Genomic DNA, 13,696 nt, shown 5'->3' with positions numbered 1-13,696 from the left:
ACTTCCTTAGAAAACAAAATTTAGACCAATGCGATAGCGCCACTCTGTCGCGCCTTTGTTGGGTTCGGGGATATAAATGTTCTTATCAGCGTCGACAATTTCCGCATATGGGCGCATAAAGCTTGAGTATTTGTACATAAACTTCACTGTATGTTCGCGAGCCGTTTGCTCACCGTTGGCAAGTTCGCCTGGATGATTAGTGATCTGGTCAAAGTAGGTATAGGCATACGACAGCGTAAATTTGTCGTTGCTGTATCCTGTCCACACGTCGTAACGATTTCGTTTGATGGTCTCCAACTCGCCTGCTGCATTTTGAGCTTCGGCACTGGAGAAGTCATAGCGATATCGACCGTGAATAAAGAAGCCGTTATCGAAGTTGTAGTTCAGCTTTAGATACGGCATGTAAAAGGTGTTTGAACTTAGGAAGTTAAGTGTAATACCTGGGTTCAAAGTGAAGTTGTCATTCACACCGTAAGTGTAGTAGTTGGTCACCTCAGTATTAGATAGACGTAGGTTACTACCAAAGCTATCAGCGTAAGTGCCGTGGTTAATATTGGTCAGCATTTCAATGCCATAGCCGTTATCAAAATGATGACCAAGAATGACTCGGCTGCGATGTCTATCAGACGGGTCTCTATATTCGTGGCGTAAGTCTAAATAGGTAGTGGATGCCAAAGCTGATGAAGACATCAGTACTAACAAAGGGTAGATACACTGTTTTTTCATTATTTTTTTGTCTTAATGGGGGAGAAATGTTTTAGAGTCAGGGTGTCTTGGGCTACACCCTGACTTAGAGTGTGATTACTCGGTAACTGGCGTAGTCGTCGTTGTACTGCCCGATTCGCCGCCTTGTTCCATTTGCGCACGCTCTGCATCTAAGATGGCTTGCGCTTCTTCTGGAGAAACCATGTTTCTTGGGGTGAATAAGCTCACAGCAACGCCCGCTAGTGTTGCAACCGCTACAGATGGAATCACAGGGTTACCCCAATAAGCGGACAAGCTTGGGCTAAGGATGACAGTGAACGAGGCCGCCGATGCACCCACCAAGGTTGCGATAGCACCTTGCCAGGTGTAACGCTTCCAGAAACGTCCTAGCATGCCGCAGACGAACATGCCTGACATCACGGTAGAGATCATCTTGGTGATGTAGCCAATGATGTCATTCGACGTCAGTGCGAATAGTAGAGCAAAGCCAATCACCACGACCAAAGCGAGTCTTGAGTAGTTCATCATCGATTCTTTGTTTGGTACGCGCCCTGTGAACATCACGTAGACATCACGCAGCAGAATCGACACACCAGCAATGGCATCAGAGCTCGCACTTGACATGGTTGCAGACAGACCCGCAATCAGAACAATCATGCCGATACCCACAGGCAATACCGTTGCCGCAATGTATGGGAACGCAAAGTTTGGATTATCAAGGCTTGGGTCAATCGCATGTGCCGCCATACCAATGATGGCTGGAATGATAGAGAAGAACAGATACAGCACGCCAGAGAGCACAAACGAGCGACGAATCGTTGAAACATCCTTACCAGAGTAGATACGTTGGCGGAAAGAAGGCGTTGCTAACACTCCCACACCAACCACAACAGCGAGTGAAATCGCAGGGATAATGCCTAGCTTCTCGATAGCCAGGAAGCTGGTTGCTGCTGGATCCATTGCCGCATATAAGTTATCCAGTCCACCAATGTGCTGAACCGATAGCACCGCCATCAGAATGAAACCAACGAACAGGATGACAGCTTGAATCGTGTCAGTCCAAACCACCGCAGTATAACCACCGATCACCACGTAGATAGTGAATGCCGCAGCAATAATGACCTTAGCCACATTGAGATCAATGTCAGCAATCCAGGCGAGGTACATGCCGCCACCAAGAATGTGGGCACCTAACCAACCAATGGAAGCGATAAAAATCAGCACTCCAACTAGGTTTTTTACTACGCGGTTTGCACCCACGTAATAAGACAGCTCTTCACTCATGGTCATAAAATTGAGACGACGTACAGGGGCAAACCATAGAGCAAGAAGCAGAATACCAAGTGCGCCACCAATACCATACAAAGCACCAGCCCAGCCGTTCGCGTAGCCAAAGCCAACCGCGCCCATACTAGAGCCAGTACCCACCATGGTCGCGACGGTCGTACCCAACACTAGGAACAGTGGTAGACCACGCCCACCAAGTAGAAAATCTTCACCTGACTTTTGGTTGCGGGATACAAACCACCCTAACCAAATAAGGAAACACACATATACCCCAAAACTGGATAAAAATAGTGTACTGTTCATTGAACTACCTCCAGAGATATAAGCAGATAAGACACTGCTTACTTTTACGTTATTTATATCGAAAAGTAATTACATTATGTAATCAGAATGTCATTGTTATTTTTATTGATAAGGGCATCGCAAAATGCCCTTAATAATGTTGCTTACTGTTGAATATTTATTTTATCGGCGATCTTCGCGATAGCAGGTTACATCGACTTCAACCTTTACATCGACCACAAGGTCACACACCATGCAAATTCGCGCTGGCGGGTTAGCACCGAAGAACTCTTTGAACACTTTGTTGAAAGATTGGAAATAGCGTGAGTCTGTTAGCACTACTTTCACATGCACGACATCTTCAAGGCCGTAACCCGCTTCTTCCATAATGTCGACACAGTTTTGAATCGCTAAACGCGACTGATCAACAATACCACCTTCAACAACTTCGCCATCTGTCATCGGTGTTTGACCCGACACATAGAGAAAGCCACCGGCTTCTGTTGCACGAGCAAAGGGTAAATGTTGTCCGCCAGTACCGGTTCCACCTTCTACACCATAGCGTTTAATTGTCATTGTTTACTCCAGTTTGTTACTTCTTATTTAAATGTTACACATCTCGAATAGTGTTTATTCAAGAGCAATTAGTGCCATCTCTATATATAAATCGACCAAATCTTTTGTTGGCGACTAATTTATTCTGATAGCTGATATTTCCGTTTACGAATACACATTCAATTCCGTCTGCGACGGAAATTGGTGATTCAAACGTCGCGGTATCGCGAACGTTATGTTTATTAAATAAAACCAAATCAGCAAACGCGCCCTCTTTAATAACGCCTCTATTTGCCAGGTTATAGCGCTTCGCCGACATTCCCGTCATTTTGTACACTGCTTCCTCAAGAGGAAATAGGCCGCGATCTTTGCAGTAATGGTTAAGAACTTTCGGGAAAGTGCCCCAAAGCCTTGGGTGTGGATGAGGATCGTTTGGCAACCCATCTGATCCCACCATAGTGAGCTTATGCTTAAGCACTCGCTCGACATCTGCTTCATCCATACAGTGATACACAGCACCGGCTGGTTGAATGGCTTTAGCCGCTTCCATCAATGGCAGTTCCATTTGGTTAGCGATGTCAGCAAGGAGCTGCCCCGCATACTCAGGTTTTGTTTCAGACCAAGTGATGAAAATATCGAAGTCATCGGTCACTTGTTTTAAATCAAGCGTTGATGAGCTTGCTGAATAGGGGTAACAATCACAGGAAACATCTTGGTGCTGAGCCGTTTTTTCGAGCAAATCGAGAACTTCAACGGTTCTTCCCCAGTTACCAGCGCCTGCACATTTCAAGTGAGAAATAACCACAGGGACACGGGCATGTTGCCCCGTTTCAAAAGCCTCTTCCATCGCACTCAATATTTCTTCAAATTCAGTGCGCATATGAGTGGTATAGATGCCGCCAAACTCAGCCAATACCTCTGCTAGTCGCATCACTTCACTGGCGGTTGCCTGCTTAGCGCTGGCATAGGCCAAGCCAGAGCTCAATCCCAGCGCACCTTCGGACATCGCTTGAGCTAAGGCAGTTTGCATCGCCTGAAGCTCATCTTCTGAGGCTTCACGAAGCAGCTCATCCATCACGTTATTGCGAAGTGTGGTGTGCCCTATCAAGGCAGCAACATTCACCGCAGGCTCCGCTTGCTCAACCGCAGTCGCGTATTCAGCAAACGTTGGGTACTTAAAGTCTTCTTGCTTGCCCAATAGATTCATCGGGTCTGGCGGTGCAACGTGTAACGTTGCCGGTGATGCACTTATGCCGCAGTTACCAACAATCACCGTTGTCACGCCTTGACTGATTTTCGGCAAGCAATCTGGGTAGCGAATAACATTGGTATCATCGTGAGTGTGAACATCAATAAAACCAGGACTGAGCACCTGACCCTGGCCGTCGATGATCGTGCTCGCCTCAAAGCCAGCAAGATCACCAATTTTAGCGATGCGATCTTGCTTAATAGCCAGATCGGCATGGTAGGACGCCTCATTGGTTCCATCGACGATTTCTACATTTTTTATAATAGTGTCGAACAACATGACCTTATCTCTCGTCTTCACGCTTTCCATGACACCTATGTTAGAAATTACCCCCATAAAACTCAGTGACAAATTACACAAAAACATCAATAAAGTTTGATAGTTTCTAACATGGTAAGTATCATAAATACCATCAACCATTATTAATCAACAACTTAAATCATGTTAGTGTGAGGATTAAAATGAATAATCTATTTAAAAAAGATAGAAACAATCACAGAACCCATGCGTTGGGATATGCAATTGGTCAAAAAGGAATGGCGTGCTGCGACCAAGAAGTGCCCAGTTACAGCTTACCTAAAGAAGAAATTAGCTTGCCTGCAGCCGTGATTAAGCGCAGTCATTTAGAAAATAACATGCAGTGGATGCAAAAATTTGCCAACCATCACGGCGTTAAACTTTGTCCACATGGCAAAACAACCATGACTCCGGAATTTTTCCGTCAGCAGCAGGAGTGTGGTGCTTGGGGTGTGACGGTCGCCACCGCCCCACAAGTTGAAGTGGCCGCTCACTGTGGTATCACCAACATCATGATGGCCAACCAACTCGTAGGCAAAGCCAACATGGCCATGATTCATCGAGTACGACGAGATACCGATGCTCGCGTGATGGTATGTGTAGATTCAAAACAAAATATTCAGAAGTTGCAGCACTATTTTGAACACGCTAACAGCTCAATCGACGTTCTGATTGAATATGGCGTTGCAGGCGGTCGCTGCGGCTGCCGCACAGTCGATGAAGTCGTCGCGCTTGCTCAGTTTATAACCGATATGCCAAACGTTAATTTGGTGGGGATTGAAGTCTATGAGGGCGTGATCCACGGTGGCGATGAAGAAGCCCGTGTCCGTCAGTTTCTTGCCAATACTCTTGAGTTAGCCGGTCAGTTAGTTGCAGACAATCTACTGCCTGAAAAACCGATCGTCACAGGTGCTGGCTCAGCATGGTACGACGTGGTCGCGGAAGAATTTGCCCACCTCGACGCCTTTGATGCCATTTTACGCCCTGGTTGCTACGTCATTCATGACACTGGTATCTATCTAGATGCCCAGCATAAAGTGATGCGACGTGCTGAGAAAAACCAGGGTTTTGCTTGTGAGCTTGGCGGCGATCTCTCTTCCGCTTTAGAGGTTTGGGCGTATGTCATTTCTCGCCCTGAAGCCACAAAAGCCATCATAGGTTTAGGCAAGCGCGATGTCGCATTCGACGCAGGGCTTCCTATTCCTGAGCGAATCTATCGCGATGGTGAACAAATAGATACAGCAGGCCTTGTGGCGACGGATGTGATGGATCAACACACATTTTTGTCGGTTCCAGAGGACTGCGATCTCCAAGTTGGTGATATGATTGCCTTTTCAACATCGCACCCTTGCCTAACCTTTGATAAATGGCGCTACATTGCCATTAGCGATGACCAGCATAATGTCGAACATTGGATCGAGACAGCATTCTAGAGGGAACATTTTGAGCGTAGAAATAGACATTATTTCTCAAATCACGGAGCGCTACAGTGCGCTTCGTGACGCAGAAAAAAAGGTCGCTGACCTTATCACAGATGATGTGAGCAGCGCTGCCAACGCCAGTATTACCGAACTCGCAGAGCAAGCGAGCGTGAGCGAAGCTACCATCACTCGCTTTGCAAAAGCCGTGGGGTGCAAAAATGTTCGCGACCTCAAAATTAAACTGGCACAATCACTCGCGGTTGGTCAGCGCTTTATTATTGAGCCCCCAGTTCAAACCGGACATCAAGGTATTTACGAGTCCATCAAACAAGCTTTGGACATCAACCGAGCGCTCATTAACGAAGCAGACATCAGCAAAGCGGCGGAACTACTTCACTCAGCAAGGCAAATCATTGCAATTGGCGTCGGTGGTGGCTCAACCATCACATCACAAGAGCTGCAGCATCGTCTGTTTAGACTGGGCTACCCAGTGGTGTCATACAATGATGGGTTGCTCACTCGCATGGTCGCGGCAACAGCCGATGCCAACGACGTTATGGTGGTGATATCCGCAACGGGTCATACACCAATCGTGGTCGAAACCGCTGAAACTGCAAAGCAATATGGCGTACCCGTGATTGCGATTGCCCCTTCAGGCTCACCACTGGCGAATCTGAGCGATCTAGTTCTGCCTATCGTTCACAAAGAAACCGATTTTATCTACAAACCATCTGCGTCACGCTATGCTATGCTTGCCTTAGTTGACGTCATCGCTATGGAGCTCGCAGTAAACCATAAGCGCCGCTCCCGCGACCGCCTTCGCCGCTTAAAGCTAGCCTTAGATACACACAGAACGGGAAGCGATCGCCAACCATTAGGCGACTAATTGCTACTTCAAACACCCTCCTTACCAAACATGAACATATTTTTGAACCAATGTTCATGTTTGGTTCATATTCCTTAGCGTAGTATTTCGATATAAAGGAGCGATACCAGTAAAGGATGCCCATAAAGACTCGTCCATTTTTGCATTCGGTTTATTACAAAGAGGTCATTATGAAACAAGCACTCCTAACCATTAGCGCACTATTTATCGGTTTTGTCGCAATGATGTTCAGCTTACTAATGGCAATCCCAATGGCCATTGCTGCATTCATCAGCGGCAACCGTATTAAAAAGCAGTTAGACAAGGAATTTGCTCGTCAGCGTGAGGCACAAGGCCAAACCGCAAACGGCAATACTATCGAGGGTGAATATGAAGAAGTTTCGTCCAAGTGAATCCAAACGCGAAAAACGATCGCGTCACAAGCGAAAGCTGGTGGCGTTAGCGTTCTATCTGTCTGCTTTTATCACTGCCGGTATCATTGGCTGCTCAACGAAAAACGAAAACCCTTCGTTTTCTCATGCGCCAAGCCTACCTAGCTACCAACAGTCAAATTACCAAGACTATGTTGACGAAACTCAGCAGTGGCTAGCCGAGCATCGCGTCTACAAGACTGATGATCACACGCTAGAAGTGGCACTCAACAGCCCTTTCGAAGTTGTTCCTGAAAACCCAAACGGCGAGGCCGTACTATTAGTACACGGCCTTGGCGATTCTCCCTACTCTTTTCGTGATATCGCTAATCATCTTGCCAAACAAGGTTATCTCGTTAGAGCGATATTACTTCCTGGCCACGGCAGTAAAGTGGGCGATCTCATTCTGCCAAGCTATGAAGATTGGCATGGTGTCGTAGAGCACCACACTGCCCTCTTATTAGAAGATTACCCATCTATTTGGCTCGGTGGCTACTCTACCGGCGCTAACCTAGTGACCAGCAAAGCACTGCAAGATAACCGTATCTCTGGACTTCTGCTATTTTCCCCAGCGTTTGAGCCTAGCTCTAGCGCCGCCAAATATGCCGGCTTTGTAAGCGTGTTTGTACAGTGGGCGGATAAAGACCCAGAAGACAACATGCTTCGTTACAACTCTCTGCCGATGAATGGCGCAGCAGTCTATTACGAAACCGTTAGCCAAGTACAAAAGCAATTAGATAAACACCAGTTCGATAAACCCACAGTGATGGTGTTGAGCGAAGGCGATAGCGTTGTTGACACAAAAGCCGCGGTAGGTTGGTTCAATAGCCATTTTTCAAATCCAAATAACAAGCTGATTTGGCAGGGCGACAATGCGCCACAAGTTAGCGGAACGATCGCTCAAACCATGCGCCTCCCTAAGTTTCGTGTCTCCAATGGATCGCACATGGGAATGTTGTTTAGCCCAGAAAATCCATACTATGGGACTCAAGGAACAGTGCGCATTTGTGACAATGGTCAATCCGAAGAGGCCTATACAGCTTGCCTAAATGGAGAACCAATGTGGTATTCCTCATACGGCTATCAAGAGCTAGGAAAGATCCACTCTCGTTTAACATTTAACCCCTACTTCAACCAAATGTCTGAGATTATTGACACCGTTATGAACAGTGAACATCATTACGAACAGACAGCCAGTGCAAAGAAATAGACAGCGCTCGCTACTTTTTATCTCCTTCGATCGCACTTTTGTCTAGCGGAGCACATTATTGACTGGGCTTCGTCCAACTCGCTGTAAAATCTACTAGTATAGCTGTGCTCGAGTCACGTTTAAGCGTAGAGTCATCGAGATAGTTTGAGCACATAGTTGACAGTCATCTGAGGTCAAAATTATGAAGAAAATAGCGGTTATTCTGAGCGGTTCCGGCGTCTTTGATGGTGCCGAGATTCACGAGTCTGTATTGGCCTTACACGCCATTGAGAAGGCTGGAGCGACGTGGCATTGTTTTGCGCCAAACGTAGAGCAATATCATGTTATTAACCATATCACTGGCGAAGAAATGGAAGAGTCGCGCAATGTCTTGGTTGAAGCGGCGCGAATTGCACGTGGCAGTATTGAAGATGTCGAAAAACTGAATGTTGACGACTACGACGCGCTGCTTGTACCAGGCGGCTTCGGCGCAGCCAAAAACCTGACCGACTTTGCCATCAATGGTGCTGAGTGTTCCATTAACGCAGGTGTTGCATCTGCTTGCCGAGCTTTCAAGCAAGCGAATAAGCCTGCGGGTTACTTGTGCATTGCCCCTGTTATTATCCCGATGATTTACCCCGAATCTGTGTCCGGTACCATCGGCAGCGATACAGGTACGGCTGAAGGCTTTAATGCGCTTGGTGGACGCCATATTGAGTGTGCCGTAAACGATTTTGTCTATGATGAGAGCAATAAAGTCCTCTCAACGCCAGCCTATATGCTCGCAAGCAGTATCTCAGAAGCGGCGAGTGGCATAGACAAGCTGGTAAGTAAGCTGGTTTCATTGGCCTAACAGCTAAGAACTAATAGAATTACCTACACCAAATCAATTAATTAACATGGTGTAGGTGACTTTATTAATGTCAGTATTTTGTAACATTCTACATCCCTCTGTCTGCAAAAGTTTCAATCTCCTTCGAGCTCACGTACAATATGCGCCCTTGTCGATGTGCGGCAAACCTAGATTTTACATTTTGGTCTATTGAATATGCTTAAGTTTTTAAAATCAAAGCTGAGTCCTTACTATGAGTTTTGGATCCTCAATGCATTGCTTGCGACGCTAATTGGCGCCCGCTATTTCCTTTATTTCCCAGACTTGCCCTTCGATGGACTTCAGTTCTCGTTTGCTGTGACCAGTTTGTTCAGCCATATGGCGCTACTCGCGTTAGTCTTCTGGCTTGTGGGTTTGGTGGTTTGTTTCTTACCATTAAAGATAAAGCGTCCTATTTTGGCACTGGTAGCCACCATCGCGCTGGGCTTTTTGTTTGTCGATACCATGGTATTTGGCTTCTACCGATTCCACCTAAATTACCCAGTACTCTCTATGGTAATGTCGGGACAAATCGTTGAGTTTCCATGGTCTGCATGGCTTATGCTTGTGGTTGGTCTTGGCTCTGTGTTTGCACTTCAATGGTGGGCGCTAAGTAAAATGGAGCTTCGCAGTTTCACGTTGACCAAAAAACTTCGCAAAGTATTTTTCCCATTATTTATTGCCACCACATTGGCAAGCCACGGTATTCACATTTGGGCAGCGGCGAAAACCTACCAGCCTGTCATGTTTGTGAACCAGTATCTACCGATGTTCTATCCAACTATCGCAAACTCCTTCCTAATTAAAAAGGGCTGGCTAGACCGCGAAGAGTTAGAGAGAAATCAAGCTAAAGCACCAAAAGTACAAGGTGGTCTTAACTACCCCCTAAATCCAATTGTCGGTGAGGCACCGTCACAGCCGAAGAACATCATGTTAATTCTGATCGACTCATGGCGCCCAGATACGGTGACACCCGAGTACATGCCAACCGTTTACGATCTGTATAACGAAGGCTTATCATTCGATAAACACTATGCCTCTGGTAACGCGACTCGAATGGGTACATTTGGTCTATTCTACGGTCTACCTGGTCCTTACTGGCATCCAATGCTAGCAAACCAGCGTCCAACAGTGTTGATGGATCGCTTGCAAGAGCTTAACTACGAGATTGGTGTGTTTACATCAGCACACATCGAGTCACCAGAGTTCAACCGTACTATCTTCGCCAACATCCCGGATCTACGTATTCGTGGTAAGAGTAAAGGTAATTCTGCTGATCGTGATATCGAACTCGTCGACGATTGGATGGTTTGGTATGACGTCAATAAGTCAAAACCAACCTTCTCGTTCTTGTTCTTTGATGCGCCACATGGATTCGTTTTCCCTGCGGATTATGAGCCGAAGTTTGAGCCAATGTCTGGACCAAACAACCCGTTCGTACGCAGTAACGATTCCGATCCGGAGCCTATCTTCAACCGCTACCGTACAAGTACTCACTTTGTTGATAGCAAAATCAAAGAAGTGATTGCCAAACTAAAAGCGGAAGGCACCTATGACGATACATTGATCGTTATTACTGGTGACCACGGTGAAGAGCTCAATGACAATGGTCAAAACTTCTGGGGTCACAACGGCAACTTCACCGAAGCTCAAATCAAAGTACCGTTTATTATGATTGGTGCTGGCGTCGACAAAGAAGCCAGCCAGTGGCCACAAGGCAAGATGACCACACACTATGACTTTGTGCCGACCATCATGAAAAACTACCTAGGTGTGACCAACGACATCGAAGACTACGCGGTTGGTGAAGATCTCTACGGTGAGTTTGTTGACCGCCCATACACCATCGTTGCAGACTACGGCGACTACGCCGTTGTGTCCGAAGATAAGATCTTCTCACTCAAAGGTAACGGTCTTTATGAAGTAAAAGACGGCACTAACCGATTATTGCCACAGCAAGAGATCGACCACGAGCGTATGCACTATGCCATTGAGCTGCTTACCCGCTACACGGAGTAATAGCTAGCTTCAATAAAAAAGCCCTCGCAATATTTTGCGAGGGCTTTTTGTATCAGCTCAGTATGTTTAAAGTTAGCGACTTAAACCGATACTAAAACCTCAGCACTCATCGGTTCGATATGCAGCGCGCCATCAGCCTCAACCACAGCATCAGAAAAGATCGAACTCAGTGTGTTAGTTTGATTGAGAGCCACTACTTTACTGCGTGATGACTTGTTGATCACTACGACACCTTTGTCACCTCGGCTAAATGCCAACAGATCTTCATTCGCCTCAATGATCTCAACGGTCGCTTCGTGAACGGTATGGTAGAAACGAATCAACTTAGCAAGTTTAGGATCTTTCCAACCATCCACCCATCTTGGTAAACCTCGTTTATTGGTGATACCACTTGGATCAAGGTCACTGTATATGAGAGGAACCCCTTCGCCGCGTGTAAGGATGTACACATACGCCAACCACTCATCCTGCTCCTCCATGACCATGTCACTAAACACATCGTTATTTGGAATATCATGAGTTGTCACAAAGGTAATTGAACGCTCATGAGTCAGAGCCAGACCAAAACAATAAGGATCAATCAATGACGTTAAGCTTCCGTCTTTGGATGAAAAGGCTTCAAAAATGGTTTTGAACAGCGGAAAGTCGTACGCCGCCAGTCTAGTCTCTTCAAGATATGGTTGAAGGAACAGCTCGTACTCTTCCTCAGTTGCACCGCCATCAGTAATGATTTCGCCGAACACATGCATGCCTTCAGTGATCTCATCAGTGAACACCTTTTTGATGTGCTCAAGAGTAAGGTGTTTTGCTGCATCAATGCGATAACCACGCACACCAAGATCTTTCATCGCCAATAGATACGCTTGCTGCTGAGCAATAACGTGCTCGCTTGTGCGCAATGTCGGCAACCCTGGATCCTCTGGTCCACCGGTCAGGCGGCCATTTTGCACTTCCCAACGATCTTTCCAGTTCTCGATACCAAACGCTTCAACAAAATCCTCTTCTGTGAACAGAGGTTTGCTCAAGTCACCAAATAACTTTTGCTGCTCAAAGTAGCTAGGATGCTCCTGATAGCACGTTATGTCTGATTTACCCGGGTATTGAAGATCGAGACGCTGACTCGACTCATTCGCCATGTGGTTGAAAACCACATCTATGTATACCCAAATATCGAGTTCATTCAGTGCCGCCATCATGGCTTTAAAATCTTCAGTATTACCGAGTTTATTATCGATAACGCGATAGTCTTGAGGCTGGTATAACTGCCACCACAATACTTCCTTCTCGCCACGGTAGGACTTCATCGGTGGGGAAACAAGCACTGTCTTGTACCCAGAGGCTTTGATTTCCTGAGCGCGCTCAGTCACTAAAGCGTAGGGCCAATCGAACGCATGAAGGATCACGTTACTTTGACTGGTGGTTTTGATAGACATTAGGATCGCCTTTATTACTTGGAATTACTTCAGTTGATAAAATTATAGTGATTGAGGAAAACCGCGGCTCATCCTCAACTTAGTTTCTGTTGGTTTAGGCGGTAGGCGTAGAAGACAATTAACCCTTGAAAATCGTGCCAATCACTTAAATACGACGATAAACCATTGAATTAAAAAGACTAAACAAGAAACATTGTGCAACAACCCAAGTTGTTAACCGAGATCGCTTTATCGTGAAGCCGTGAGCAACATCACAGCGTGTGAGGAAGGTATAATATTCCATCTATATGAAACACAAACAAAAAAGGCGCACGTTATTCACGTACGCCTTCTTGGCTAAAACAACATTAAAATGGTTTTGGTGCGTAACCTGTCATTACCTTTAGCTTCAGCTCTTTACCAATTTTCGTCATTGGGTGAACGACAACTAAGCCTTTCACAGACTTTTTCAGCTTACCCATATCCGCCTGCTCTGCTTTGGTGATTTCACGAGAGAAAGGCATGTCCAGCAAACTCTTACGCTCTTTGTTCATGTCGTAGCTTTGCTTATGGTTTAACTGAGCCAATTTCTTAGTTAGCTTGTCAATTTCATCGGTAAAACGTGAAATCAACTCATTGTCACCACGAGCTTTTGCTCCATTTAGCTTATGCTTGCACTTATCTAGGCGGTTTTTCAGTTTCTGGAGTTCTTGTTTCGAGCTCATGGCATGGACCTTTTTATGGTAAATGATGGGGACAAACGCTGGATATTCAGAGTCTAACTTATCCGCAGCCAATCTGCATAACTGACATCAGCGCGCACGATCCCGTATCTTGGTCGCGCATCATAAAGTTTACGATTCAAGAATGCCAGAGTTGAACGCAGAAATTTCTCAAACCGTTGAAATAGAAAAAAGCAAACGGTTGCAATCGCAAAAACCTTTCTATAGAATCCGCTCACCCCAAATTGGGGACTTACTGTCAGGCATTTTGTATAAGCTTCAGATAGGGTGAAGCGTTTCTACAGAGCACCAATAATGCTCCGCTATAAAATGACTCGAATCCATATCTGCTCTTATGCCAATAAGTCTGATCAGTGAGTGTAATTTTTAC

At 46.0% G+C, this 13,696-nt stretch carries 12 protein-coding genes and 1 riboswitch; of the genes, 6 read left to right on the top strand and 6 right to left on the bottom strand.

Going from position 1 to position 13,696, the window contains the following annotated elements; all coding sequences use genetic code 11:
- Positions 1 to 6: 6 nt before the first annotated feature.
- The 4 genes from L4C42_RS15445 to L4C42_RS15430 all read right to left on the bottom strand — a co-directional run bounded on the left by L4C42_RS15445 (position 7) and on the right by L4C42_RS15430 (position 4,357).
- The gene (locus L4C42_RS15445) at positions 7 to 726 is read right to left on the bottom strand and encodes an oligogalacturonate-specific porin KdgM family protein (protein WP_353498948.1); all 720 of its coding nucleotides are present in this window, start codon (positions 724 to 726) and stop codon (positions 7 to 9) included.
- 75 nt (positions 727 to 801) lie between these two features.
- Positions 802 to 2,295: a sodium:solute symporter family protein gene (locus L4C42_RS15440; protein ID WP_353498947.1), complete on the bottom strand. Its 1,494-nt coding sequence runs from the start codon at positions 2,293 to 2,295 to the stop codon at positions 802 to 804.
- Between the two features lie 162 nt (positions 2,296 to 2,457).
- On the bottom strand, positions 2,458 to 2,850 hold the full coding sequence (locus L4C42_RS15435) for a RidA family protein (RefSeq protein ID WP_042501660.1): 393 nt from the start codon (positions 2,848 to 2,850) through the stop codon (positions 2,458 to 2,460).
- Between the two features lie 58 nt (positions 2,851 to 2,908).
- The gene (locus L4C42_RS15430) at positions 2,909 to 4,357 is read right to left on the bottom strand and encodes an N-acyl-D-amino-acid deacylase family protein (RefSeq protein WP_353500181.1); all 1,449 of its coding nucleotides are present in this window, start codon (positions 4,355 to 4,357) and stop codon (positions 2,909 to 2,911) included.
- Between the two features lie 182 nt (positions 4,358 to 4,539).
- Here L4C42_RS15430 and L4C42_RS15425 point away from each other — a divergent pair, with 182 nt between their 5' ends.
- From L4C42_RS15425 to L4C42_RS15400, 6 genes are all read left to right on the top strand, one after another.
- Complete coding sequence (locus L4C42_RS15425) at positions 4,540 to 5,808, top strand: amino acid deaminase (protein ID WP_429761126.1); 1,269 nt, start codon at positions 4,540 to 4,542, stop codon at positions 5,806 to 5,808.
- A 10-nt stretch (positions 5,809 to 5,818) separates the two neighbouring features.
- Positions 5,819 to 6,682, top strand: a complete 864-nt coding sequence (locus tag L4C42_RS15420) for a MurR/RpiR family transcriptional regulator (RefSeq protein WP_418642499.1) — start codon at positions 5,819 to 5,821, stop codon at positions 6,680 to 6,682.
- A gap of 170 nt (positions 6,683 to 6,852) precedes the next feature.
- A complete protein-coding gene (locus L4C42_RS15415; RefSeq protein WP_429761124.1) occupies positions 6,853 to 7,074 on the top strand; it encodes a hypothetical protein in 222 nt (73 codons plus the stop codon).
- Positions 7,052 to 8,302: an alpha/beta hydrolase gene (locus tag L4C42_RS15410; protein WP_429761122.1), complete on the top strand. Its 1,251-nt coding sequence runs from the start codon at positions 7,052 to 7,054 to the stop codon at positions 8,300 to 8,302. Before L4C42_RS15415 ends, L4C42_RS15410 begins: the two co-directional genes overlap by 23 nt.
- Before the next feature lie 181 nt (positions 8,303 to 8,483).
- Positions 8,484 to 9,134 carry an isoprenoid biosynthesis glyoxalase ElbB gene (elbB, locus tag L4C42_RS15405; RefSeq protein ID WP_418642501.1) on the top strand — a complete coding sequence of 217 codons (651 nt, stop codon included), beginning with the start codon at positions 8,484 to 8,486 and terminating at the stop codon, positions 9,132 to 9,134.
- A 195-nt stretch (positions 9,135 to 9,329) separates the two neighbouring features.
- Complete coding sequence (locus tag L4C42_RS15400) at positions 9,330 to 11,171, top strand: DUF3413 domain-containing protein (protein WP_353498944.1); 1,842 nt, start codon at positions 9,330 to 9,332, stop codon at positions 11,169 to 11,171.
- 80 nt (positions 11,172 to 11,251) lie between these two features.
- On the opposite strand, the gene L4C42_RS15395 is transcribed toward L4C42_RS15400, so the two are convergent.
- Positions 11,252 to 12,604 carry an alpha-amylase family glycosyl hydrolase gene (locus L4C42_RS15395; protein WP_418642503.1) on the bottom strand — a complete coding sequence of 451 codons (1,353 nt, stop codon included), beginning with the start codon at positions 12,602 to 12,604 and terminating at the stop codon, positions 11,252 to 11,254.
- A 347-nt stretch (positions 12,605 to 12,951) separates the two neighbouring features.
- Positions 12,952 to 13,308: a YibL family ribosome-associated protein gene (locus L4C42_RS15390; RefSeq protein WP_353498942.1), complete on the bottom strand. Its 357-nt coding sequence runs from the start codon at positions 13,306 to 13,308 to the stop codon at positions 12,952 to 12,954.
- Between the two features lie 245 nt (positions 13,309 to 13,553).
- Positions 13,554 to 13,651: riboswitch (purine riboswitch) on the top strand.
- The last annotated feature ends 45 nt before the right edge of the window (positions 13,652 to 13,696 follow it).

It is taken from the genome of Vibrio wakamikoensis, from assembly GCF_050337275.1.
GTDB classification, from domain to species: Bacteria; Pseudomonadota; Gammaproteobacteria; order Enterobacterales; family Vibrionaceae; genus Vibrio; species Vibrio chaetopteri.
The sequence above is the reverse complement of the archived record's forward strand: the minus strand, read 5'-3'. Positions and strand labels throughout refer to the sequence as shown.